A 25481-nucleotide genomic window follows, 5' to 3' on the forward strand; every position below is an offset into this window, starting at 1 on the left:
ACCACCCCGGCTGCCTTCGTAAATGCCTGTACTATAGGCAACAGCGAATACGTAGCAAGAGCCGGCGCCTCATCTGTCTTTGTCCACATAATCTTTGCTTCTTGTCTTGTCATGACTTCCTCCTCTTGAAATAAAAAAAGCCCGTCATCATTTTGATGACTGGCTTATAATCTAACTGGTTTCTCTTGAGAACACAAAAACCATTCAGCGTATCCGCTAGTTTGATTTGCATTATATTTAACATTTCTTAATGTGTCAAGAAATATTATTGGGTACTTTACTGAGAAACCAGGGTCTGAATTATATAATCACCTTCAATTCTAATCTCCATATTATCTATAATCTCAATTGAATACCAATAATCCTGATTACCTCTTCACCCTTTTTATTGATAACTTTTTGATATAATACAATAATTTTATCAGATGAAAGAAGATATACCGCCAGTTTATGACGGACAAACACAAAATGACTCGAAGTTTATATCTTCAGAATAATTGTTTTGGTTGGGTATTTTCCATGATCACGAAGATAAACCCGGCTAAAAAGCATATGGAAATATCAGTTGACAGATAAAATATTATACTGCTAAAGTAGCACTATAAGTAGTCAGTTGCCAATGCAGGAATTCGTTACATGAATGCGAGTGAAAAGGTTTCAGAAATCCTTCGCCGTCTGAAGCTTGAGTATCCTGAGCCTGGAACAGAACTAAAATTTAATACACCATTCGAGCTTCTCGTCGCCACCATACTCTCTGCTCAGACCACAGATATTCAGGTCAATAAAGTCACTGAGGGTCTTTTTAACAAATATAAAACGATCAGAGATTATGCAAAAGCACCCGGAGATATTTTTCAAAAGGACATAAGCTCTGTCAACTTTTATAAAACTAAGGCGAGAAACATACAGGCCTCAGCCAGCATGTTAATAGATAAGTTTTCCGGAGAGGTCCCATCAACTTTGGAAGAACTTACATTACTCCCCGGTGTGGCACGCAAGACGGCAAATATAATCCTGTACAATGCATTCAGGATAAATGAGGGCATTGCCGTTGATACCCATGTCAAGAGGGTATCATACAGGCTGGGTCTCACAGAATATAATGATCCGGTACGGATAGAGAAGGACCTTATGGGGATTACAAAACAACGGGAATGGGGAAATTTAACTCATTTGCTGATATCACATGGCAGGGCAATATGTCATGCTAAGAAGCCTAAACACAGCAAGTGCATACTATATGATATATGCCCGTCAAGAGAAACATAGCTGGTGAACCTTGATCAGAAAGTGTAACTGACAGGAAGGGGGGATTTCAGGTTAAATTTCTTGAGCCAAAACATAAGACAGGCCTTGTGATAGTCATCACTGGCAATGGTAAGGGGAAAACGACATCTGCGCTCGGTATGGCACTGCGGGCTGCAGGTTATAAGATGAGGGTCTGCGTTACATGCTTCATAAAAGGTGATTTATACTCCGGAGAGTTTGATGGCATCAAGAGGCTGAGCCCAGAAATTGAAATTCATGTGACAGGCAGAGGATTTGTAAATATAGGAAGCAGCCCTTATTCCTTTGAAGAACACAGGACAAGCGCTCAGAATGGATTAATTCTCGCAATGGGAAAGATGGCATCAGGAACCATTGACATACTGATACTCGATGAAATACACAATGCCATTGATCTCGGGCTTGTGGACCTGTCTCAAATCCTTGATCTGATAGATACTAAACCCGAATTTATGCACCTCATTCTGACAGGCCGGGGTGCACATCAGGAGGTGATAGAAAAGGCACATACAGTTACAGAGATGAAAGAAATCAAGCATTCATTTTCACTGGGAATAGAACCTCAAAAGGGCATAGATTATTAGTCCTGACACATATATTTATCTATGACGTCATAAATAATTGCGCATTATTCAAATGTATTGTCATTCCCGCGAAAGTGGGAATCCAGTGTATCTGTATGGACTCCTGCCGGAGTTTACCCCGTACTTGATACGGGGCAGGAATGACGATACGATGATAATGAGAAGTTATTAAGGTCGCTTTATATAGTTTCATGCGGATAATATATTTTCGGATAATTAATAGGGGGGTTGTATTGGAAGCTATTATAAGTTGTGATATAATAAAGTTGCATCTTCATTCATATTCGTATCGTGAGCAGAGAGGTGGAATTCATATATGATCGCAAAAGAATTCAAGAATGAGATAAAGATTCACGTTGAGGCAAGATATCCTGTCTTATGGCTGGTCTCATTTGAAGAAAGACGGGTTGAAAAGCTCCTTGAAGGTCTGGCTGCTGAGACTGATTTTAAATACTGGTGCTGGTCTGTATCAAGGGGGCTTTACAGCGGAGAAAAGAAAAAATGGGAGGCGCTTGGAAGGGAAAAGGTGCTGACAACAATTGATGAAAAGATCTCCAAGGGTCAGAACGATAACAATCTCTTTCTATTGAAAGACATCTCAGGATATTTTCACTCCCATGAATTTCTCCGCAAATTCAGGGATCTGCCAGCCATTATAGATGAGAATCAGCCACTTAATACCGTATGCATACTCTCTCCAACACTCACGGAAATACCTCCAGAACTGGACGAAGATATAGTGGTAATAGAATTATCACTTCCTGACTATGACGAGATTGAGGAGATTGTTACAACCACTTTTGGCAAGCTCATTCCAGAGAAATGGTTTCCCTCAACCAGGGCAATATTATATAAATCGCTTCAGGGACTTTCCATGGACAACATCCGAAGGGTAGTAAGAAAGGCCATCACCCAGAATAACGGAAAACTTACTGAAGACTGCATAGCATTTATCCAGGAAGAGAAGCAACAGATAATAAAAAAACAGAAGACACTGGATTATTATACTCACAAGGAAACTATTGAACATATAGGCGGCTTGGGAGAGATCAAGAAATGGTTTATAGAAAGGGAACATGTGTTTCGTCTCAGCAAGGAGAGGATTGACACCCTCGGACTTGATATCCCGAGGGGGCTACTGTTAATCGGCGTCCCTGGTTCCGGAAAGAGTCTTTGCTGTAAGGCCCTTGCAGGAATATGGAACCTTCCTCTGCTAAGACTTGATGTCGGAAGATTGTTTGGGTCTACAGTTGGTGAATCTGAAAAGAATATAAGAAAATGCATCCAGCTTGCCGAGGCCGTGAGCCCCTGCATTCTCTGGATTGACGAGATTGACAAGGCATTTGGAGGAGTGGGAGGATATCAGGGAGATTCCGGGACGCAGCTCAGGGTTTTTGGAACATTTGTTACGTGGCTTCAGGAAAAAGAAAAGCCTGTGTTCGTTATAGCAACTGCGAATGAACCAAAAAACCTGCCTCCGGAGTTATGGAGGAAAGGGAGGTATGATGAGGTATTTTTCGTAGACCTTCCAAGTGTCGAAGAGAGAGAAGAGATATTCAAGATCCATATGGAGAGCAGGGGACAGAAGACGATACCGGCTGATTTAAGGGAGTATGCCCAGAACAGCCATGGTTATACGGGTGCAGAGATAGAACAGGCGGTGAAGGATTCCATTGTAACTACCTTTAACAGGATACATGAAGGCAAAGGGGATGAAGCTGCTGAAGAGACGATCAGCGAACTTTCCGGTCTCGATGTGAATAAGGCTACAGTTCTTTCTTCTATCAGGAGTATAACACCGCTTTCAATCCTTAAAAAGGAAGAGATAGACGAGCTGAGAAAATGGAGTCACAGGAGGGCGAGACCTGCTTCCCGCTCCCTTTTCCTGCAGAGGGTAGAAAATCTTGGAGCTCAGGAAAAGAGGAATATTGCCATTCACGAGGCGTCTCACACGATCATGATGTGGCACCATTTCCGGAAAACTCCTGTATACATCAGCCTGGACACATACAAGGATTACACAGTCTATCTGCCTCATACGGATTCACTGGAACATACTTTTACCAAAAAAGAGCTTGAGAAAGAGATCGGGATCATACTTTCAGGCATGGTAGCTGAAGAGGAGATTATTGGATTTGACTCCAAGACGGTTGGCGCATCACACGACCTGATTGCAGCAACTGTTATCGCAAGAAAGATGGTCGTTGAGTTCGGCTTTGGTGACATAATAAAGAACACCAGTCTTATAGCACTTCAGGACTTTGCACTGACATCAGGCAAAGAGATATTTGACGACGTACAAAAAATACTTGAGGGTGCAAAGGCAGAGACAGAAGCTGTAATAAAAAAGAACAGTGAAGTTATAATGAGCCTTGTTAAAGAATTAGAGAAAGATGTGCTGTTAAATGGAGAGGCGCTGATAAAATTTTTCAGCAGTCATCAACTATTGAATTAAGGATCAAAACAGGGATCGGACAATGTCATTTTATTGTGTAATTAAAACTGAATTATCCAAGAAAAAGTATGTAATAGCTGCACTTGCAGAGATGCAGCGCAAGGGTGAGATAACCAGCTATGTGGTAAACAAAAAAAAGGAAAAGATTGAGGTAGACAGGGGCGGAGAGATTGTTACTGTAAGCAGGGCAAACGAAAACAGCAATTTCGAGATCGGCGGAATCTCCCGACCTGCCCGTGAGATCAGTGACCGTATGAAGCAGTTATATGCTTATGAATCTATTAAAGACAACCTGCCTCTTGATTTTGAGATCGCAAAGGAGACAGAAGAGGCCGGCGAAATAGTTATTATGCTGAAAGGGTAATATTTAGGAGAGACTCTGAACCAGGTTCAAATGACAGGTTGTTAAGATTAAACCTGGCGCAATATCTTCGAGAGTATAAACTATGGACAAACAGATTAAGATACGGATTACCAAGGACGGGAAGGTAGAGGTAGACTCCTCGGTATTTAAGGACTGCATGGAAGTTGCGGACAAATTGAAAGATCTCCTGGGAAGTGTTGAGAAGATGGATGTAAAGGATGAGACTGAAATAGCCCTTGACAAGAGTTTGAGAATTGACAGGGATTAATATAGCCAATAGACAGTGTTCAAATGAATCATGATGTTATCATTAACGTACATTCAGTAATACCTGTATCAAGGATAAACGGCCCCGGTAAAAGAATGGTTGTTTTCTTTCAGGGCTGCAGAAACAAATGTGCCGGATGTTTTAATCCGGAGACACATCCTTTCATCCGGATTGCTGAATATCATCCCGGAACCATATTTACAAAGTTCTACCGTCCTGGTATTGAGGGTCTTACTGTAAGCGGCGGTGATCCATTTTATCAGCGAAGGGGGCTGTTACAACTCCTTAGAAGCGCCAGGGAAGACTACGGCCTCTCAACTGTTGTTTATACCGGATTCGAATATGAAATGCTTGCAGCCTCAACCATATGCAGAACTATTTTCAGCTATACAGACGTGCTCATTGACGGGAGATTCGATGAAACAAAGATAGAACCTACCATGCTTGCCCGTGGATCAACTAATCAGAGGCTGCACTTCCTGAGCAACAGATACACGGAAAAGGACTTGGTCATGCCTGGAAAAATTGAGTTGATAGTAGGTCCTGAGGGCACAATTACACAGACAGGTTTCAGTAAGGTGGCATAATGGACAAAGAAGATAAAAATATAGCCTGTATACTTGAGACATTCCCAAGGATCGAAGACGTAATGGAACCGGAGTCCAGGAAAAGGATTTTGTCCCAATGCGTGAACTGTATTAAAGACATACCAAAGAAAATTGAATCCATGGCGGGATACCAGCTATGTGTTTCATTAACTAACCGGATTGATAACCCCTCAGAGCGAAAATGGCTTCTTCTTGCCATCGCCCGTGAGTTACCCAAGTCAGTAGAATTCCACCATCTGAACTTTGAGGTATTGTCACAGTCTGTACGGGCTGCAAATGCAATTGAAGAAGCCAGATCAAGAAAACATGCACTTCTCGATATAATACATAGCCTTACTGACAAAGAGGATTTTAAACCCCTTTTTATCGAGGCCATGACTTGTGCTATTAAGGCGGCAGATGAGATAAAGGATCAACAGTACAGGATACATGCACTGTTAAGCCTGGTGGATGAGATACCCGGGACGCAGGAATACAATAATCTCCGTTTAAGGGCTTTTAAACTTGCTCTTAATCTTGCGACCAATGCCAGTCAGGCGCAATATGACCAACTAAGGCTGAAACAGATAGCAAAGACACTGCCAAAGAGCAGTGACTATGAATTCTACAGACAGTATACCCTGCTTGGCATTGCAAAAGAGATCCCGAAGACAGGAGAATTCTTAAACCTTTTCAAAGATGCTATCATGCTCGCTATAGCTGCGGCCGTTACGATTGACGAACCTTATTACAGAAAGTATGCACTTTGTTATATAGCTGAAGAGCTCATGGGGTCACACGAGTTAACAACATTGTACAAACATACAATGTCAGAGGCATACAAGGCCGCATCTGCGATAGAAGATCCCCATGCGAGGATTAATGCACTGATAGATGTACTTAAGCTGTTTCCAAAGACTGCAGACTTTTTTGAGCAATTAAAGACTGCATTAGTAAATATTCTTGACTTCTATACTGTCCAAAGCAGGATAAAGGATATTACTCCTATGGAGGTCATTGATTTCATTCTTCTAATGGATGATAAAAGTGTTGACGACTCCAAAAAATCAAAATTTACAAAGGACAAATATGCCCATATACTTGCCAAAGATCTTGAGCATTTTGGTCTATTATTAAATGATATAAGACTTATAGAGGTACTAAAGCCATATACCCACGTCTGGATCCGCCCTAAGGCGCTCAGACTTGCTGTCAGCAAGATAGTGGAGCATCTCGAAGGACTCAAAAATAATTTTCATGGATGCGAAATTGAACGGCCTGAATTTGCCGGGGAGTATTATCATTCCAGAGAAACTCAATCAGCCATGGGGCATATAGCAGGAAGTGCAATCAAAGAATGTATGTCTATTGATCTTGGCGCAACTAACACTGTAATCATGAAACGCAGGTGGGACATGCAGCCTGAATTTATAAATTTAAATGATATCGCACGTCACTATGATGAAATACCTATAATCCCTACCCTTCTCAACCTGACGACAGATGCCATTGGGAAGGCAGCCGGGAGCGATAACACTGCATCAAATTTCAAGAGGCTTCTTCTTGAAGGGCTTCCTAATGGAGAAAAACACATGGAGAGGTATTTATCCTCACTTTATAAGCATCTTAAAGGCGAGGCTAAACGGCCTGTCTGGCTTTCCGTATTCTCAAATACCCTCACAGACAAATTATATATAACTGCCCCGATTGGCTTTCCTGACTATAGTAAGGCATTGAAAAAAATAGTCTCACGGACAATAAAGGGTGTAGACATAGAAATTCTTGAAGAACCGCTTGCCGCAGCGCTCGGCTATCAAATGGCTGAAAAGGATGACAAGGTTGTTCTCCTTATAGACTTCGGCGGCAGCACTCTTGATGTGATCATTGTACGTCTGAACATAAACGAAGCCCATGTCGTTGCCAAGCCTGACAGGTCCAAGGTCCTCGGCGGACACGATATAGATATGTGGATTGCTGAGTATTTACATAAAAAACTTAATAGAGAGGGAGACACCCCTTCGGGAGATTTAATTGAAAAGGCAGAAGAGATTAAAATAGCCTTGTCTAATAACAGGGAGGTGCCATTCGTTTGGCAAAACTATGATGTATGCCACGTAACCAGAAATGATATGGAAGATATTCTTAATCACCATGGTTTTTACAACTCAATTGACAGGACTATATCATATGTACTCTGGAAGGCCGCCAAGGTTGGAGTAAAAAAGGAGCAGATAGAGGCTGTATTGCTAACAGGAGGCACATCACAGATACCTTCATTCAGAGAGAAGATTGAAGCGCTATTCCCTGACCTTCACAAGCAGAATGGAATATACAATCACAGCCCATTTACAGCAGTAGCTGTCGGAGCTGCCATGTATGCTACAAGGAGGGTCAGCGACAAACACCTCAGGCTGGCCTACGCAATCCGTTACAAGACCAGGGAAAAGGATGTACCGTTCGCCTGCGAGATTATCTTTGAAAAGGGAGAGTCATATCCTTTCGAGAAGACATTCAGGCTCTCGCCGGCAAAGACACTTGGGGAGCAGAGACAGATCTATATAGAACTCTTCGAGGTACCTGATAAATATATCGTCAGGAGATGGGAAAAAGAAGGCAGTATGGAATTCATTAAACAGGTAATAAAGCCGTCAGATGACATGGTTTTAAAGGAATTGAGGATCATAACACTTAATTATGATGAACCGATAGAAGACCATACGAAAGTAATATTCTGCGTGGATGAATTCGGCCACCTCAAGCTTCGCTATGGTAGTCACGCGGAGGAAGTTGATACAGGGATAAGGCTGCAATAAGCAGACATCAGATGATATGTTGATAGATAATAAACAACCACGATAAGAAAAGCATCATCCCGATCCGGCTGCTGTACTTTGAATATTTTCTGTTTCTAACCACCAGTATCTTCACTATTATTAATACAAGACCGGAGATCCAACCGACTACAGGCCACAAAGTCAGACCGCTATAACTCAATGAGAGTCCTGCGACAGCAATATAGATGAGGCAGGTTAAATATCCATCAAATCTATGCAACTTCGCCATCATGACGGCAGCCTCTCTGTCCCTTTTTACGGTCTGCAATCCCGTCATGAAACTCATAGTTGCCAGGACCATTCCTACTGATGCCACGATTGTATTAAAATCAAATATTCTATATAGGTTTGTCATCATCCGCTGTAAATAAGACTATATATCTTTCGTTGAATAAAGAACAAAACAACTCCTGTATATAAAAGGAGTATTGGAAGTATTATATAAAGGTTCGTCCATGTATAATTATCATTCAATATATTCCCCATTGAACCACTGACAATAATACTGTATGTGTTTCTCATAACTTCGTTCTTTTCAACTCTATTGTTGTTTGAAACCCATAAAGTAATGCCATTCCACTCATTACGGTTTGAAACATTGCTGACAATGTTATTGTTATTAGATGAGTTTAGAAATATCCCTTTTTCCCTGTTCGAGTTTGTCTCATTCCGCTCAAGCTCGTTATTATTAGACGATTCCAGATAGATGCCTGAAAGTTTATTCAAGTTACTCTTATTATTAGTCAACTTATTACTATTGGAAGAAATTAGGGCTATGCCGTTACGGTTATTAACAGCCTTATTGTCACTTATTTCAATATTGACTGAGTTATTGAGGTATATCCCTGCAACTGATGAATCGGTAGACGTAAAACCGGAAATGACTACATCCTTGACATCAGAGATCCTGAACACTGGTTCAGATGAATCCGCAGCATGTACTATAGTCTTCTCTGGCCCCCTCTCAGATTTAAGGATAAGGGGCTTGGTAATCACTATGTTCCCGTGATACTCCCCCTCTCTGACAACAATACTATCACCAGCGTGCGAATTATCTACTGCATCCTGAATGGTTTTAAAATCATCGCTGACATAGATTGTGGCGGCCTTTAATTCATGAGCCCAACTGATTAAAAGCACGCCACAAATAAGTGCAGTTGATACTCTTCGGAACATCTCAGCAACAATTATCCTTATCGGCATTTTGCTTAGCAGTAAGTACGGCCTCTCTGTAATTCATTTGATCAAATGTCTCATCACTATGATTATGTACCCCACGGTTACGTTCCCCAGCAGCAATTAACACATGAGACTTCTCAGCCAGGTCCATACCTTCTATAAGGATACTTCTGCTGTCGGCATCAAGGCATTCCTCAACCATATAAAAAAACTCTTCATCCTCTTTACTGATATGACTTCTTAAATTTGACAAGGCTGAACGAAGTATATTATCCGGAATGTCATCCTCGCACATTGCATTCCTGACAGAATGCAGGAGGGCCATCAATTCCCTGTGGTCCTCCTTTATAATCTCAATATACTTCTCATTCACCGGATCCAACTTAACGAGCAGAGGAAAGAGGACACCTTCTTCTTTACGGATTGAGTGGAGTACTATATCATTCTCAACCTCAGCCATGGTTACCCAGAGTCCATCAATATCTCTTCTGAGTATCATATCCTCGACAACATCAAGTCTCCTGAGCACCCTCTGATGCTCTTCTCTGAGGATGGAGACAGGATTGATCTCCTCTTCTCCTGACTCTATAAAAGTGTCTTCAGACATATCACTTAGATTCCCTACCTCTAATGCCTTGAATGTCTGTGCAAATCCAAGGCGGCAGATGCCCCGCGGACTTTTAAATAATGTCTTGTCTTCAGATGAAGTCAACTCTATGAATTCCATTTCATTAATGTCAATTTCTCCAGTCCTGCAGCTCTTTATCTGACAATCAGGATGCTGACATCTGTATTTGATTCTAAGATAATTTTGTGACATCTTATATTAACCCCTTATTAAACATTAAGTGTTTCAGGAGCCTCTTTCATCTCCGGTACTCCGAATTTATCATTAAATTTTGTTACAAAATACATCAGCACCCTGTAATTAAAGAGCAGCGCCTTAAAGGTCTGAGTTTTTGTAAGTCCGTCAAAATAGAACTCATATGAGAATTGCACCTGCTTCGCAATTCCCTCCTGATCGAGATTAAGGTCATAACTGACTTCAGAGAACATCAGGTCTTTCCTTATCTCATTATAGAATTCTTCCCTCTCTCCTTCTTTCATCTTTTTGAGTTTCTCTGCATGCTCAGGTGCTATAGAAACTCCATTAAGTATCAGTACAAGTTGAGGATAATCCTTGGGTTGAATAATCCTCTGTTTTTTCATTGTACCAACCGGAAAATCTATTTCAAAATGAAAATTTGCATTTTCATCCTTAAACTCATCAATCTGATGATGATTTTCCTTTAACCATTTGAGAATTGTTTCTTTCGCCTGTTCAATTGTTGTAATCTCCAAAACATACCTCCCTTATTGTGATTTGTTGATCTTTACTCGTGACCGGCGCCAATTTCCATCTTGTATGCCTGGCATAACTGAGAACACCTGGTGCAATAAAAAGTGTGTGTCAGTTCATGTTCTTTGTGAATATCACACCCTTCACACAGACAATTCTTTTCCCATTTTATTTTTTTGCTGGTTCCTACAGCGGGGAAGCAATAACCAATAGGGGCATCCCCCTGAACATACGTAGGACATGTTGTGCAAAGACACTTACTAATCACATATTTCTGCTTAGCATCAAACTCCTCTCTTTTCATGGATTCAATCCCAAACTTATCAAATGCACTTGTTTCAGCCATGACCCACCTCCTTTGTTATTAACGTTAAATACCCACCATACCTTTAATTTCAGCCGTATATCTATCTTAAATCTACTACTACATGAAGTCAAGAAAAGAAAATGGGGACAGAATATAAAGCTTGTCCCCATTTAATCTGTTCGGATGATTATGGATTCGCAGCTATGTAGCTCTGTTTTTCGGATTCGGATAACCTGATCCACCAGGTATCCTTAGAACCCCAATCACCTCTCTCAGCGCCGTCTCGATAATAGTACCAATAGTTTAGAGCGGTACCTATAAAAGCGAAAATTGCGACACCTGTGAAGAATGGCGCTGCTGATTGATATTTGGTTATGGAACTCCCGATCAGGCTGGCGAATATGAACGGTCCATAGGCAGCCCATGCCCCTGTCCAGCCAAGTATCTGCGCCCCCATTCTCGGATTAAAAGCAAAAGCAATTGGGAACTGGCGGAAGGTTGAAAAATTCCCGATACCTGCCATGAGGAAGAGAAACAGCATCAGATACAAGAACATCGGGAATTGATCCAGTGAGGTCGGCGCCAGGTATCCGCCGTATACGAGTGCAACACACCCCGCGACTATCCCTGCCCCTGAAATCATTGTAAATAGTGACCCTCCCCATTTGTCGGATAAGGGTCCACCGGCAAAACGAATAACAGAACCTATTAGCGGTCCCAGAAATGCATATTTAAGTGGATCAGGTGCCAGCGCTGCATCCATGCCTGGGATGTTCCCATACAAAATCTTTATCATAAGAGGGAATGTTGCCGCAAAACCAGCGAATGAACCGAATGTCATGATATATATCCAGGTACAGAAGTAGGCATGTTTATTGTCAGTCATATTCTTAATCATACCCCCGACAGAGACCTTCTTCATCGGCACGCTCCTGAGATACAACCAGCTTATAATGCCGGCGATGATGAGGAATGGAATAAACCAGAAGGATGAATTATGAAGCCACAGATTCTTTTTGACAATTTTCTTAACCGTAATGTCGGTTACAACTCCATTTTCCATCTCGATCTTGGCCTGCATTCCTCTTGTCCTTTCATGCTCAGTAATTATTATATCCTGAACTGCCCCTGCTTCATTCTTAACAATCTTTATATGACTGGCAAGATCCCCCTTAACAACGACATCCTTTACAACCCCAGCGTCTTTTGTAACCTTCACATCAAAGACCGGTGTGGCACTAGTAAAGAGCTGCGGGGCACCGATTGCACCTATGATGGAAAAACCGATAATCCAGGGAGCTACAAACTGTGTGACACTCACTCCCAGATTTCCCAAGCCTGCCTGTAGTCCCATAGCAGTTCCCTGAAGTCTTTTTGGAAAGAAGATGCTTGTTGAGGGCATAAAAGAAGAAAAGTCTCCTGCTCCAAAGCCGCAAAGGAATGCTATTATCAGAAAATGCAGATACGGAGTCTGCGGGTTCATAACTGCAATCCCAAGCCAGACCATGGGGAGCAATTTAACAAAATTAGCACCTGTTATAGTAGCCCTTGTGCCGAAAATTGGGATCAGGAATGCGTGTATCGTTCGAAAGAACCCTCCGGCAAGGCCTGGCATAGCCGCAAGCCAGAAAAGCTGCATAGTGTCAAATTTGAATCCAATGTTAGGAAGACGAACAGCCACAACACTCATAACGAACCATGTTGCAAATGAAAAAAACAGACTGAAGGTAGTAACAGCAAGCGTCCCCCAGGCCCGTCCACTCCCTTCCGATTTCCAAAACTGTTGGTCTTCAGGTTCCCACCTTTTTAACCATGTAGACATATTCTCACACTCCTTTTTCATTGAATCCTATGCAAGATGAATCTTGATTTAGAAAGAAATTATTGGAAAAACAATAAAAACAAAATTACTCATGCGTAGTTATGATTTCCACATCACCTCCTTTTTATAAGGCTGTCTGCCTGTAATAGAAACTTGCAGAGTTTTCTCTGACTATAAAAAGGCATTAAAAAAGCGGGAGTCAGGGAAGCCTGACCCCCGCTTAATATATCCTGCACTATCCTTGAATTACTTATACTGTACTATATTCTCCGGCGCCTCTTTCCTGTACCATCTTACTACCTGATAAGGTCTCCAAAGGTATGCATATGGCCTGATAACTACAAAGTGAGCAAGTCTTGTAAAAGGAATCAATGCGATAAAAATCATGGCATTGAAGATATGCACCTTTGTAATCAGTCTTAATCCTGAAACATATGTCGGATCAGGTTGTAAAGTAAAGATTGACCACATCCACGGCACTGCTGTAGCCGCATACCAGTTTGAACCCCATCTGTAAAGCATGGCATTAAGGATACCTGTTGCAACCTGGATGAGGAGTACGATAAGAACCAGCACATCCCATCCTGATGTAACGGACTTTACCCTGACATCAGTCAGTCTCCTGTATGTGAATACGAGGAGTCCGAAGAAAGCAAGGAAACCGAGCGCAAGGCCTGAAAGCTCAAGGATATAGAGCCTCACCGGGACCCCATTCCATGCCAATATTGCACTTGGGAACAAAAGTCCGAAAATGTGCATTACAAGTATGGTTAATATCCCATAGTGCCATGGAAACGAGCCGTAAAACAGAACTGAGTTTTCAAGAAACTGAGATGACTGACTCGACCATGAATAACGGTTTGATGTATAACGCCATATTGCCCCGACGACACAGATAGAAAGCAGTATGTACGGCATAGCTCCAAACAGTATAAAATGAAGTACATCTGTTTGTACTGAATACATGTTTATTTAACCTCCTTTACATCCCTGTCTATAATTTTATAGACAGCGGTAATTACGTGTCTGTATGGGTTGTCCTGATTCTGTTGAAAGTTCTTGTTAAGTTTTTCCAAGGCCCTGATGACAAAGTCCATTCTGAAATCCTTTTTTACCTGTTCATCCTTTACAAAGGCAAGAAATCTCAATACAAGGGGGAGATGATCAGGCAACTCCCCCTTGCTGAGACTTTCAAATGGAAACTCAAACCTTCTATACATCGTTTTGATGTGTACAAGGTTTCCAGACCTTTTAAAACCTTCAAGTATATGGGAACCCAGGTCAAGGGAATAATCAGAGCTCATCTCAAAGGTATAAGAGTATACACCCTGCAGATCATCAAGACTCATTTCTGCATTCTCCTTTTTAAACTCCTTTAAGGAGTCGGAAACCTCCCTCGGATATTCCGTATGACCGCTGATAATGTTAATCGCCTCTTCAATCTTGGCGCTGATATCATCATGCGGATAATCAAGAAGAGCTGCAAGCTGCGAATAAGGATCTTTACCTGTGAGCGTCTCTGTCATATCTTACCACTCCCTTGAAGGGAACTCCTTTCTCTTCTGACCAAATCCGACTGAACCCCTTTTCTCGTACATGTTTCTCGGATCAACGGCGGTCTTATGTTCACGATGAGTCTCAGGTATTACAAATCTCTCAGCGTATGTTGCCAGAGAGTTGATTCTGTAAATACCGTGTACATCCTCTTCAGAAAGGCCGGTTGCCGTGAGCGCATTCCTGACGGCGCCTTCTCCCACATCACCCACACGCTTCTGTCTCCAGTACATCCTGACTGCCATCTGTTTCTTCAGAGACTCGATAACAAGACTCTCATTGCCGGCTGCGAGAAGGTTCGCAATATATTTAACCGGAATCCTCATCTTGTCAATCTCATTGAAGAAGTCATTGGCCTCAGGATCAAATGATCCTCCCCTGTCTGCCTTAGCCTGGTGAAGAATAGGCGATAGCGGCGGAATATAGAAGTTCATAGGAAGTGTCCTGAACTCCGGATGATTCGGGAGAGATATCCTCCACTTCTTGAACAGATTGTACGCAGGCGACCTTTGTGCAGCCATTATCCAGTTATCTTCTGCACCAGCCTTGCGGGCAGCATCAATTACCTTCTGATCAAAAGGATCAAGGATTATGTCTCTCATCCCGTCAACCAGCCTGTCTTCAGGCAGTTTTGCCGTATCCTCTATCCTGTCTGCGTCATACATCAGAACACCGACTGTCCTGATCCTTCCGGTACATGCATGAGCACATGCATTTGCCTGTCCAGTCTCTGTCCTCGGATAGCAGAATATGCACTTTTCCGACTTCCCGTTTGCCCAGTTGTAGTATGGCTTTTTATACGGGCATGCACTTACACAGAATCTCCATGCACGGCATATATTCTGATCAAGAAGGACTATTCCATCCTCACCCCTCTTATACAATGCACCTGAAGGACATGACGCTACACAGCCCGGATTAAGGCAATGGTTACATATCCTCGGCACATAGAAATAGAAGAGCTTATGAAACTTGGTCAACAACTCCTTCTGAGATGCAGATAGATTCCTGAGGTTAGGATCATTGGTTGCATACAGAGGCGAACCGCCCATATCATCGTCCCAGTTAGGGCCGAGAGATACCTTTTCCATGAACTCACCTGTAATTAATGACTTAGGCCTTGCCACCGGCTGATCATCACCAAGCGGTGCATTAAACAGGTTCTGATAATCGAAGGTAAAAGGTTCATAATAATCATCAATAGTCGGCAGATTCGGCTGAAAGAAGATATTAGCAAGGGTCCTTATCTTGCCAGGCCCCTTTAACAATTTCAGACGGAGATTTCCACCGCTGAGCTCCCATCCGCCTCGGTACCTTTCCTGATCCTCCCAGGTTACAGGATAACCTGTCCCCGGCTTTGTCTCCACGTTGTTCCACCACATATATTCAGCGCCCTGACGGGATGTCCATACGTTCTTGCAGGAAACGCTGCAAGTATGACATCCGATACACTTGTCAAGGTTAAAGCTCATTGAAAGTTGAAATCTGACGTCCATTACCACTTCACCTCCTGATTCTTCATTCTTCTCACAAGGACATTTGTATCCCTGATGATTGGTATTGGTCCCCAGGCGTTAAATCCATAAGAGAACTGACCGTAACCACCTGTACTCAGTGTCGGGAGCTTCAGTCTCTGTCTCGTCAGACTGTTATGGAAACCACCCCTTCTCTTCTCTCTCTGCTCTGATTTAGGGACATTAACAGTTCTCTCCTGTGAGTGATAGGCAAATGCAACGCCTGATGGTATCCTTGCACTGACAACCGACCTGCAGCAGAAAATACCATTGTCGTTATAAGCCTCGACCCAGTCGTTGTCCTGGATACCTACGCTCTCTGCATCCTTGTCGTTGATCCAGATCGAGTTACCCCCGCGTGAGAGAGTCAACATTCTCAGGTTGTCATAGTGAGTGGAATGGATCTGCCACTTACCATGCGGCGTAATAAAATTGAGCACCAAAGCGCCACTCTTATCACTTTTTACAAGCTCATTCATCTTGTTTGGATCCAGCTTGTATTTGTGAGTAGGCAGGGACTCTCCAAAATTAAAGTATTCCGGATGATCCAGATAGAAGTGCTGACGGCCTGTCAGTGTCCTCCATGGTATCATGTACTCAGTCTGCAGACAGTAAGCGCTGTATGTACGCTTATTAAGGACTATCCCGGTCCAGACTGGAGCGGTAAGCCACCTCTTGGGCTGTGCTACGATATCCTCATAGGAGATCCTCACATCCTTTGTAGGACCTGCCAGCTCGTCAGCGAGACCGTGCCAGTGTTCGCTTGTTTTAATCTCCTCACCGAATATTGCCTTGGCAGAATCTTTAGCCTCCACATACTGCTCTGCATGCAGACCCGTATGGTGCTCTTCTATCTCCCATGCCTCAAAATTTACCTGACCATTGGTCAACGCCGAAAAATGCATAATCGCATTAGCAACCTCTTTGGCATCCTTAATGCAGATATACTTCTCACCATCAAACTCATGCTTGCGTATATGCTCATTAGCCATGTACTGGTCATAGTATTTCTTGCCATCCACCATGACACCGTGGAAGCCATATTTGCCCTTCTGATTAGGACCAATTGAAACCTGCCTGTTATAGAGATTTACAAAATCTCTGGTAACCACATTGAGGTTTGGCATGGTCACTCCAGGTATCGCCTCGCACTGCCCCTTTTTCCAATCTTCAATCCCGTTCAGCGCAGGCTGTGCAATCTCACCTGGTGAATCATGCGCAAGCGGTGTTGCAACAACGTCCTTCATCGGCCTTGGAAGATGCTTCTTTGCAAGCTCGGAGAACTTAAGTGCAAGGAACTGAAATGCATCCCAGTCGCTCTTTGCCTCCCAGTTCGGCTGCACACCTGCGCCCATTGGCACATAGTAGGAGTGAAGATCTGTTGAGTTGATATCCTCCTTCTCATACCAGTGTGCTGCCGGCATTACGATATCGCAGTATGTCGGTGTAGTATTCATACGCATATTGAGATCACAAAGCAGGTCCAGTTTACCAAGCGGACTCTCCCTGTATTTCATCTCTTTCAGATGAGGCTTAGCCACCTCAGTACAATCCATGTTATGATGCGTGCCGAGCAGGAACTTGAAGAAATATTCCTGACCTCTTGCACTTGATCCAAGTGCATTACCGCGCCATATCATCCATACCCTTGGCCAGTTCTCCGGAGCATCCGGATCTTCAACTGCAAACTGAAGTGCGCCGCTCTTCAACTGTTTAACTGTATAATCTACGATCTCTGCATCTGTCTTGGCGCCCGACTTCTGTGCCTCATCAGCCAGTGCAATACTGCTCTTGTTAAACTGAGGATACCACGGAAGATGCCCCATCCTGACTGCCCTGATCTGATAATCAGCGCAATGCTCATAATCAAGGACACTCGGATCAGGAACAGGCACATAATCCGTGATCTTTGAGTCATACTTCCACATCTGAGTATTGATATACCAGAAACTTGGTGTATTCTGAAGACGTGGCGGCCTGATCCAGTCGAGTGAATGGGCAAACTGCCCCCATGCGTCAAATGCGGCAAGCTTCTCCTGTCCCACATAGTGGTTCTGCCCGCCGCCGTTTCTGCCAATACTTCCGCACAACATAAGCGCACCAATGAATGACCTGTAGATAAGGTCTGAATGGTACCAGTGGTTACTGCTCGCACCGCTGATGACCATAGACCGTCCCTTTGTGACCTCAGCATTGGATGCAAATTCCCTTGCAACCTGAAGAATGGTGTCGCGGCCTATTCCGGTATACTTCTCCTGCCAAGCGGGTGAAAAGCCCTTATCATCATCATAGTTTCTTGCAAAGTCACCGCTGAGTCCCGGACGAGCAACACCAAGATGCGATACAAAGAGGTCAAATATAGTAGTAACAGGGATCTTGCCCTCTTTTGTCTCTACATATTTGAACGGCACCTGTCTCTTGTAGACTTCACCGGTATCCAGTTCATAAAATGCACATTCAAGCGCTCCATCTTTACTGTCAATAAGAGTCAGTGCAGGATCAAACTTCTCACCGGACTTCTCATCCTTTATCATGGTGTTCCACTTACCCTCACTCTCATGTCTCTTGGGATAACGGAAACCCATTCCTCCATATACAACCTTTGCCTTGTTGGCCTTTGTATCCCACATGGCAAATTTCCAGTCAGGGTTATCAGTCTCGGCATACTCCTTCAGATCACTTGCCCTGAGGAGGCGCCCGCCCTCATAACCGTTCTTGGCCTTACGGAACTTAATAAGGTGTGGAAGGTCAGTGTACTGTTTCACATAATTAATGAAATACGGTACCTGACGGTCAATATAGAATTCCTTGGTTATTACATGATTGATTCCCATCCATAAAGCGCCATCAGAACCGGTCTTGACAGGAATCCAGAGATCAGCATACTTGGCAACCTCTGAGTAATCCGGCGCACAAACTACGACCTTTGCACCGCCGATGCGCAGCTCGGAAACATAATGACAATCCGCGGTCCTGGTCCTGTTCGGGGTTGCGCCTGTGATAACTACATAACCGGTGTTATACCAGTCTGCGCTCTCACACACATCTGTCTGCTCACCCCAGACCTGAGGATGTGAATTTGGCAGATCTGTGTAGTAATCATAGAAGCTCAGACTTACACCACCCATTAGCTGATGATATCTCGCTCCTGATGAATAACTTATCTGAGACATAGCCGGAATAGGTGAAAAACTGATGTTTCTGTCCGGACCGTATGTCTTGATGGTATGAATCTGTGCAGCTGTTATTATCTCAGCGCACATATCCCATGTACTCCTCCTGAATCCACCCTTACCCCTCGACCATTTGATCTTCTTGTGGAGTTCAGCATTATCAACGATACTCTTCCATGCATCTACCGGATCTGCATGCTTTGACCTTGCATCTTTCCATGCATCAAGAAGAGGGCCGCGGATATATGGATACTTCACCCTTACCGGGCTGTAAACATACCATGATGCGGAAATACCTCTCTGACAACCCCTTGGTTCATAAGGCGGCACCTTATCATCAATTGCCTCATAATCTGTAGCCTGAAGTTCCCATGTTATTATTCCGTCTTTAACATAGACCATCCAACTGCATCCACCTGTGCAGTTGTTACCGTGTGTGCTTCTGACAGTTTTGTCATACTGCCAACGGTTCCTGTAAAACTCTTCCCAACCCCTTTTTGAGGGGTCAACTATATCCTGAATCCATGTAGCCATTTAATTATTTTCCTCCTTTCCCACCATAATTCCTCCAAATTGCCTCATGCGCCGTTCCGCCAACGCGTTTCCTGTACCTGCCGCTCCATACAATACTGAAGAAGATAAGGATACCAATAAAGCCTGCTGCACTAATCCCGATAAACGCCCCGGTCTTGGATGACTGCTCTGCCGGCAGTGAACTGAAATACGCCTTCAGATGCGTAACTTCTTCATCTGTCACATTCTTTCTTGAGAAGACTGCCCCCATTATCGGGGTGCCTGGACTGTTAATCCATGCTGCACCAATAAGCGGATTCTGTGGAGCAGGACCAACTCCGTACTTCTCGTTTGGCAGCATCAGGTTTGGCCCGAGCGTGCCTCCACCAAGGGTACCGCTGCCCACAGTGTGACAGGAAATACATGGAGGTCCACCATTCATAAACCTCTTTTCACCTGTGAAATACATTTTCCCGATGTTTTCATCACCCTGTACCACTGCAACTTCGACTGCAGCCTCCTCAGTTGCAGCCGGCTCCTGGGCTGTCACCAGCACAGGCATGCCAAACAACACTGCTGCCATGAACACTGAAAACATCAATACTACAAACCTCCCGCCAATGTTTGTTTTTACCATTCTCTTCTTACACCCCCTTTCATTTTGTTAGATTAAAAAACAGACCAAACCATTTCAGCCTGTTATTCCAAATCAACCGAATACCCACAATACCGGACATGGAGACTTCTTTGTTACCCTGTCTGTTATACTACCCAAAAAGAATTTTCCTGCTGATGAATAACGATGCGTTGCCATGACAATCAGGTCTGCCCTGGACTTAATTGCCTCAGCAACAATCTCGTGAGCGGCATCTCCCTCGCTCAGAATAGTCTCAATATTGTTAAACCCGCTATCAACAAGTTTTTTTGCCTCAGAACTCAGGATTTCTCTACCCTCATCCAGCCACTCCTCATGAATGGATGTCCATTCCGGTGAATCGGTAACCATAGGCTCAGAACGATACCATTTTTCAACTACATTAAGCAATACCAATTTTGCTCCTGATATTCTGGCTATATATGACGCCACTTCAATGGCCTTGTCTTTCAATGCAGACCCATCAATTGGACATATAATTAGCTTGTAATCTATTGCTGCCCCCTGTCAAACAATGCCAGATCAACTCTGCCTGAACATAAAAAACTGATAATCTCATCTGCACGATTGATGAAAACTGCAAGAGGGGTGCCAAGCTACATATGCGCTCATAACTGTTTGATACTTAAATATTATTTGGTTTACTCGCCCATGTTGATGCATTTTTTTATAGTTACACTGGAGTAACTACTCAGTAATGAAAATCATAGGAAATCGTTATTATTCGGAATGTTCACATAAATCAGATGGGTGTGGGGACAAACAAGGAATGTTACGCAATTGTAACACAATTTACAAGTTATCACTTTCATCAATATCTTCTTCTTTTTTCATTAAACCATACGACCTGGATTTCTCCCATAAGGTTTTTCTCGATATACCAAGGACTTTAGAGGCGAGGGTCTTATTCCCCCTGGTCTCCTCAAGAACCCTTGAGATATATTGTTTTTCAAAAAGAGAAATGGCGGTTGGAAGGGTCTCTGAGTAATTGAGCTTCTTTCCCATGTTACCGCTTTCTCTGCAAATGGTGCATATATCTTCCGGCAGATCCCATGGTTGAATTTCTTTATCCCTCGATAAGGTAACCGCTCTCTTGACAGCATTCTCAAGCTCCCTGATGTTTCCCGGAAAATCGTACTTTAACATAAATTCTCTTGCCTCCAGACATATCCCCTTCAAGGGCTTGTTCATCTGCTTTGAATATACTTTCAAGAAATGCTCCATCAACAGAAGGATATCTTCCTTGCGGTCCCTTAATGGAGGCAATTGTACCGGAACAACATTCAAACGGTAATAGAGATCCTCCCGGAAATTACCCTTCTGCACTTCCTTCTTCAGATCTCTCTGCGTTGCACCTATAATCCTGACATCTACGCTGATAGTGCTGGTACCTCCAAGCCTTTCAAATTCATGCTCCTGGAGAACCCGTAGCAGTTTCACCTGGACAGTCTGGTTTATCTCGCCGATTTCATCAAGAAAAAGCGTGCCTTTATGTGCAAGTTCAAACCTGCCCTTCTTGAGCTTCAATGCACCAGTAAATGCACCCCTTTCATGGCCGAACAATTCAGCTTCAAGAAGAGTCTCAGGAAGTGCAGCACAGCTGACCTTAATGAACGCCTCGTTCTTCCTCAGGCTATTGAAGTGCATGGCGTTAGCCACAAGCTCCTTCCCGGTACCGCTTTCCCCTGTAATGAGTACCGTCGTATCTGTCGGCGCTATTATCTTAATCTTTTCAAAGATGTCCAGCATCTTCTCGCTCCTGCCTATTATTCCGCTAAAGTCATACCTCTCCCCAATCTTATCCTTCAGATATAAATTCTCATCTTCAAGATCTCTCAACTCGATCAGCCTTTTCACAGTCAGGATAAGTTCATCCATAGAAAACGGCTTTGTTATGTAGTCATAGGCACCTATCTTCATCGCCTCTACAGCAGTATCCACTGAGCCATAGGCAGTAATCATCAACACCTTCGTGTTGGGAGATATCTGTCTGCAGGCCTTCAATATCTGAACTCCATCCACTTCCGGCAGCCGAAGGTCTGTAATCACAACATCATACGATGCATCCTTTATCGCCTTCAATCCATCACTGCCCGTTGCAGCGCTTGCAACATTATATCCTTCCGCCTTGAGCGCATCGCTTATAGATATGCGCATCAACGGCTCATCATCAATTATCAGAACTTCCGGTATCTTGTACACTTACAACTCCTGGTTCACTTTAAAATAATATCCAATCTGTCATACCCCTGGCTCATGTCTGTTTCATAGGAAGCTTAATAGTAAAAACAGCACCCTTACCCTCTTCACTCCTGACCTCAATCCTACCTGAGTGTTTCTCCACTATGCCAAGACTTACTGCCAGGCCAAGACCTGTCCCCTTCCCCACATCCTTTGTAGTAAAGAACGGATCAAATATCCTGGGTAGTATATACGAAGGTATACCTCCTCCGTTATCAGAAACAGTAATACAACACCAGTTCTGCTCAGAAAATGTCCTGACTACCACCTCACCTTCATCCTTCACCGCCTGAACGGCATTTAACAGCATGTTCATGACAACCTGCCCTATCTTATGCTGATCAATCATCATCTTCGGAAGGCTTGAATCAAATTCTTTTCGGAGACGGATATTTCTCTGTATCACAGCATAGCTCATTAGTGACATGACATCATCAACAAGACCATTTATGTCCACAGCCAACAGCCTGGGCTCATGCTGCTGTGAAAAATCCAGGAGCTGTTCGACAGTCCTCTGTACCCGCTGAATCCCGTCTTCCATAGACTTAAGATACATCGTTTCCCTTCCCTGCGGAAGTCTTTTATTGCGGATGTTATAGAGGCAGTTCATTATACCTCCAATTGGGTTATTTATCTCATGAGCGATACCGGCGGCCAACTGACCTATTGCAGACATCTTTTCTGCCTGTGCAACCTGCTGTTCAAGCCTGTTTCTCTCGGTAATATCATTTGCAATTACCAGAACACCGGCCATATGTTCATCTCCGGTTTTTAGCGGCGAAATACTCAGAACGGCATTATTCACCTTGTCAACCTTATCCATAATTTCAACTTCATACGTCTGCCGGATCCCCTCAGCAAGTGTCCTTCGTAATCTCTCCCCTTTATGCTTCTTCGACAAAATACCTAAAAAAGAGCTCCCTACAAGCTCTTCCTTTCTGTAACCCCATTCCTCTATCTTCTTATTAACATAGGTAATAATACCATCCTGATTAAGGGTGAAGATTACGTCGTTTGCCCCTTCCAGCAGGTTTTCAAGATAATCCTTTGTCTCGCTTAACTCCTTAGTCCTGTCTGACACCCTATGCTCAAGTATCTCATGATATTCCCGCAGATGTCTCTCCAGCCTCTTTCTGTCAGTAATATCACGGACAAATGCCCTCGTCTTGATAAACTGGCCTGTGATAGGATGGTAGAGGGCAGTAGCAGATATCTCAACGTCAATTTTTTTACCACCACTGGTAATGAACTGTATCTCAACCCTGCTTTTACCCTCTTTAATGACCCTTTCCAGGTGTTTTCTAATCCGTTCTTTATATTCATCAGGAACTATATCTTCAAGCTTCTTGTTGCGCATCTCTTCTATAGTGTAACCAAGCGTATTGAGTTCTGTCTTGTTCACCCCGACAAAATATCTTTCTGCATTAGCAGAATGGATCATTTCAGGGGAATTTTCGACTAAATCCTTATACCTCTCTTCTGATGTCTCAAGCTCTCTGTTCCTTTCCTCAAGGGTTGTGTAGGTCTTTTTTAACTCCTCTGCCATTTTATTGAACTCATCGGCCAGCTTTTCAATCTCGTCATCTGTCTTGATATAAAGACGATGATCCAGTTTACCCTGTCCGATAAGCTCTACACCTCTATAAAGTTCATTAATCGGCTTGACAATATCTCCCGCTGCATAAACTGCTGTAAGGGCAAGAAAGACTACGAGAACACATGCAAATATTGTGACCCTTGCAAGAAGGGAGTATATCGGGGCGTACATTTCACCCGGGCTCTGCCTCAGAAAGACAAACCACTTGTTACCATCAAGCCATCCTGCCTCCGGACTTAGTGTGGAAAGGACAGGGGCAAAACCGACAATGGAGCCTTTTCCACCATGAGCATCGTCCTTTGCAACCCCCCATCCTGGCTTAACACTTGTGACAAGCCTCACAAGGTCGCTATTTATATGATGACTTTTAAGTGGAAATATCGGACACATAATTATAGTACCTTTTGAGTCTACAAGATTTGCATGACCTGTGTTGCCGATCCTTACATTATTTATAATTTCAAGGAGACCGTCTACAGTATACATGACGGAAACGACGCCAATAGCAATGCCGCGGTCCATGACCGGAGCTGCTATGTTCATAAGATACTTTCCAGTCTTTTCATCCAAATTCAGGTCGCTAACATAAATCTTGCCTGCTCCATTATTATATGCAAAATTATACCAGTGCTCATTTCTGTAATTATCGCGTGAACCTTCATTGAGACCGGCAATATAATCAGCGTTTCTGTCAACAATTAAGAGGCCCTGGACCTCCTTTTCATCATAACTTCTGAATTCCCTGATATAGTGAATCAATTCACTTCTGCGTGCAGATGCATTTTTAATTGCATCCCTGACATCTGCAGATGCCGTAAGCCTCTGCACCTCTACTGTCTCTCCCTTGATTACCATCTCAATCTTATGGGCAATCTCATTAGCTTCTTCCTGAAAAGATACCCCTATAGAATTTCGAAGGGCGCTGCTGACATCGAGATAGGTGAGATAAAGACCGGCTACAAGCGGCATAATGCTTATAATAAGCATTGACCGTATTATCCTTTTTCTGATACCGCTTCTTACCTTGAGAAATTGCAATTTAATTCCTAATAGGGGTTCCGTGGTTGACTGGCCTGATATCCTGTGAAAACTTTTTAACCCTTCAACTCATTGAAAATTAGTATATATCTATTGAGATACAGTAGCAATACTGAAATCAAGAACCTTTTTACTACTCATTGCTTATTGCTTCTGCGACTCATTGCTTC

21 protein-coding genes and 1 pseudogene are annotated in these 25481 nt (G+C 43.3%); 7 read left to right on the top strand and 15 right to left on the bottom strand.

Going from position 1 to position 25481, the window contains the following annotated elements; all coding sequences use genetic code 11:
• A pseudogene (locus tag IT392_05700) lies at window positions 1-98 on the bottom strand (NADP-dependent isocitrate dehydrogenase).
• A gap of 538 nt (window positions 99-636) precedes the next feature.
• On the opposite strand from IT392_05700, the gene nth reads away from it, so the two are divergent.
• The 7 genes from nth (at window position 637) to IT392_05735 (ending at window position 8358) form a co-directional block, all read left to right on the top strand.
• Window positions 637-1269 carry an endonuclease III gene (gene nth / locus IT392_05705; protein MCC6543984.1) on the top strand — a complete coding sequence of 211 codons (633 nt, stop codon included), beginning with the start codon at window positions 637-639 and terminating at the stop codon, window positions 1267-1269.
• Window positions 1270-1355: 86 nt separating this feature from the next.
• The gene (locus tag IT392_05710) at window positions 1356-1871 is read left to right on the top strand and encodes a cob(I)yrinic acid a,c-diamide adenosyltransferase (GenBank protein ID MCC6543985.1); all 516 of its coding nucleotides are present in this window, start codon (window positions 1356-1358) and stop codon (window positions 1869-1871) included.
• A gap of 316 nt (window positions 1872-2187) precedes the next feature.
• A complete protein-coding gene (locus IT392_05715; GenBank protein ID MCC6543986.1) occupies window positions 2188-4326 on the top strand; it encodes an AAA family ATPase in 2139 nt (712 codons plus the stop codon).
• A 22-nt stretch (window positions 4327-4348) separates the two neighbouring features.
• Window positions 4349-4690 (top strand): hypothetical protein, encoded by a 342-nt coding sequence (locus IT392_05720; protein MCC6543987.1) that lies wholly within the window; start codon window positions 4349-4351, stop codon window positions 4688-4690.
• Window positions 4691-4772: 82 nt separating this feature from the next.
• Entirely contained in the window at window positions 4773-4958 is a 186-nt protein-coding gene (locus tag IT392_05725; protein MCC6543988.1) for a hypothetical protein, read from the top strand.
• Window positions 4959-4981: 23 nt separating this feature from the next.
• Window positions 4982-5545, top strand: coding sequence for a radical SAM protein (locus tag IT392_05730; GenBank protein ID MCC6543989.1), 564 nt, complete (start codon window positions 4982-4984; stop codon window positions 5543-5545).
• Window positions 5545-8358, top strand: a complete 2814-nt coding sequence (locus tag IT392_05735) for an Hsp70 family protein (GenBank protein MCC6543990.1) — start codon at window positions 5545-5547, stop codon at window positions 8356-8358. The genes IT392_05730 and IT392_05735 overlap by 1 nt, the downstream gene beginning before the upstream one ends.
• Window positions 8359-8365: 7 nt before the next feature.
• Here IT392_05735 and IT392_05740 read toward each other — a convergent pair whose 3' ends face one another.
• The 14 genes from IT392_05740 to IT392_05805 form a co-directional block, all read right to left on the bottom strand.
• On the bottom strand, window positions 8366-8737 hold the full coding sequence (locus IT392_05740) for a hypothetical protein (GenBank protein MCC6543991.1): 372 nt from the start codon (window positions 8735-8737) through the stop codon (window positions 8366-8368).
• Complete coding sequence (locus tag IT392_05745; protein MCC6543992.1) at window positions 8734-9555, bottom strand: right-handed parallel beta-helix repeat-containing protein; 822 nt, start codon at window positions 9553-9555, stop codon at window positions 8734-8736. Before IT392_05745 ends, IT392_05740 begins: the two co-directional genes overlap by 4 nt.
• Before the next feature lies 1 nt (window position 9556).
• Window positions 9557-10378: a hemerythrin domain-containing protein gene (locus tag IT392_05750; GenBank protein MCC6543993.1), complete on the bottom strand. Its 822-nt coding sequence runs from the start codon at window positions 10376-10378 to the stop codon at window positions 9557-9559.
• Between the two features lie 17 nt (window positions 10379-10395).
• Entirely contained in the window at window positions 10396-10899 is a 504-nt protein-coding gene (locus tag IT392_05755) for a DUF2299 family protein (protein ID MCC6543994.1), read from the bottom strand.
• Between the two features lie 32 nt (window positions 10900-10931).
• Window positions 10932-11243 carry a DUF2769 domain-containing protein gene (locus IT392_05760; protein ID MCC6543995.1) on the bottom strand — a complete coding sequence of 104 codons (312 nt, stop codon included), beginning with the start codon at window positions 11241-11243 and terminating at the stop codon, window positions 10932-10934.
• Between the two features lie 148 nt (window positions 11244-11391).
• Complete coding sequence (locus IT392_05765; GenBank protein ID MCC6543996.1) at window positions 11392-13026, bottom strand: NarK/NasA family nitrate transporter; 1635 nt, start codon at window positions 13024-13026, stop codon at window positions 11392-11394.
• Window positions 13027-13272: 246 nt separating this feature from the next.
• Complete coding sequence (gene narI / locus IT392_05770) at window positions 13273-13992, bottom strand: respiratory nitrate reductase subunit gamma (GenBank protein MCC6543997.1); 720 nt, start codon at window positions 13990-13992, stop codon at window positions 13273-13275.
• Window positions 13993-13994: 2 nt separating this feature from the next.
• Window positions 13995-14552 (bottom strand): hypothetical protein, encoded by a 558-nt coding sequence (locus IT392_05775; protein MCC6543998.1) that lies wholly within the window; start codon window positions 14550-14552, stop codon window positions 13995-13997.
• Between the two features lie 3 nt (window positions 14553-14555).
• Window positions 14556-16076 (bottom strand): nitrate reductase subunit beta, encoded by a 1521-nt coding sequence (narH, locus tag IT392_05780; protein ID MCC6543999.1) that lies wholly within the window; start codon window positions 16074-16076, stop codon window positions 14556-14558.
• A complete protein-coding gene (locus IT392_05785; protein MCC6544000.1) occupies window positions 16076-19801 on the bottom strand; it encodes a nitrate reductase subunit alpha in 3726 nt (1241 codons plus the stop codon). The genes narH and IT392_05785 overlap by 1 nt, the downstream gene beginning before the upstream one ends.
• Before the next feature lie 4 nt (window positions 19802-19805).
• Entirely contained in the window at window positions 19806-20417 is a 612-nt protein-coding gene (locus tag IT392_05790) for a hypothetical protein (protein ID MCC6544001.1), read from the bottom strand.
• Window positions 20418-20489: 72 nt separating this feature from the next.
• A complete protein-coding gene (locus IT392_05795; GenBank protein MCC6544002.1) occupies window positions 20490-20888 on the bottom strand; it encodes a universal stress protein in 399 nt (132 codons plus the stop codon).
• A 339-nt stretch (window positions 20889-21227) separates the two neighbouring features.
• Window positions 21228-22637, bottom strand: coding sequence for a sigma-54-dependent Fis family transcriptional regulator (locus tag IT392_05800; protein MCC6544003.1), 1410 nt, complete (start codon window positions 22635-22637; stop codon window positions 21228-21230).
• A 52-nt stretch (window positions 22638-22689) separates the two neighbouring features.
• Window positions 22690-25260: a PAS domain S-box protein gene (locus IT392_05805; protein MCC6544004.1), complete on the bottom strand. Its 2571-nt coding sequence runs from the start codon at window positions 25258-25260 to the stop codon at window positions 22690-22692.
• Window positions 25261-25481 lie beyond the last annotated feature (221 nt).

The organism is Nitrospirota bacterium (assembly GCA_020846775.1).
Classification (GTDB): Bacteria; Nitrospirota; 9FT-COMBO-42-15; order HDB-SIOI813; family HDB-SIOI813; genus RBG-16-43-11.

Bases quoted from the DNA above. Each gene is read 5' to 3' on its own strand.
- IT392_05775 (MCC6543998.1), bottom strand. From the start codon at position 14,552: ATGACAGAGACGCTCACAGGTAAAGATCCTTATTCGCAGCTTGCAGCT.
- IT392_05790 (MCC6544001.1), bottom strand. From the start codon at position 20,417: ATGGTAAAAACAAACATTGGCGGGAGGTTTGTAGTATTGATGTTTTCA.
- IT392_05715 (MCC6543986.1), top strand. From the start codon at position 2,188: ATGATCGCAAAAGAATTCAAGAATGAGATAAAGATTCACGTTGAGGCA.
- IT392_05725 (MCC6543988.1), top strand. From the start codon at position 4,773: ATGGACAAACAGATTAAGATACGGATTACCAAGGACGGGAAGGTAGAG.
- IT392_05760 (MCC6543995.1), bottom strand. From the start codon at position 11,243: ATGGCTGAAACAAGTGCATTTGATAAGTTTGGGATTGAATCCATGAAA.
- IT392_05720 (MCC6543987.1), top strand. From the start codon at position 4,349: ATGTCATTTTATTGTGTAATTAAAACTGAATTATCCAAGAAAAAGTAT.
- nth (MCC6543984.1), top strand. From the start codon at position 637: ATGAATGCGAGTGAAAAGGTTTCAGAAATCCTTCGCCGTCTGAAGCTT.
- IT392_05730 (MCC6543989.1), top strand. From the start codon at position 4,982: ATGAATCATGATGTTATCATTAACGTACATTCAGTAATACCTGTATCA.
- IT392_05740 (MCC6543991.1), bottom strand. From the start codon at position 8,737: ATGATGACAAACCTATATAGAATATTTGATTTTAATACAATCGTGGCA.
- IT392_05765 (MCC6543996.1), bottom strand. From the start codon at position 13,026: ATGTCTACATGGTTAAAAAGGTGGGAACCTGAAGACCAACAGTTTTGG.
- narI (MCC6543997.1), bottom strand. From the start codon at position 13,992: ATGTATTCAGTACAAACAGATGTACTTCATTTTATACTGTTTGGAGCT.
- narH (MCC6543999.1), bottom strand. From the start codon at position 16,076: ATGGACGTCAGATTTCAACTTTCAATGAGCTTTAACCTTGACAAGTGT.
- IT392_05735 (MCC6543990.1), top strand. From the start codon at position 5,545: ATGGACAAAGAAGATAAAAATATAGCCTGTATACTTGAGACATTCCCA.
- IT392_05745 (MCC6543992.1), bottom strand. From the start codon at position 9,555: ATGTTCCGAAGAGTATCAACTGCACTTATTTGTGGCGTGCTTTTAATC.
- IT392_05750 (MCC6543993.1), bottom strand. From the start codon at position 10,378: ATGTCACAAAATTATCTTAGAATCAAATACAGATGTCAGCATCCTGAT.
- IT392_05785 (MCC6544000.1), bottom strand. From the start codon at position 19,801: ATGGCTACATGGATTCAGGATATAGTTGACCCCTCAAAAAGGGGTTGG.
- IT392_05805 (MCC6544004.1), bottom strand. From the start codon at position 25,260: ATGCTTATTATAAGCATTATGCCGCTTGTAGCCGGTCTTTATCTCACC.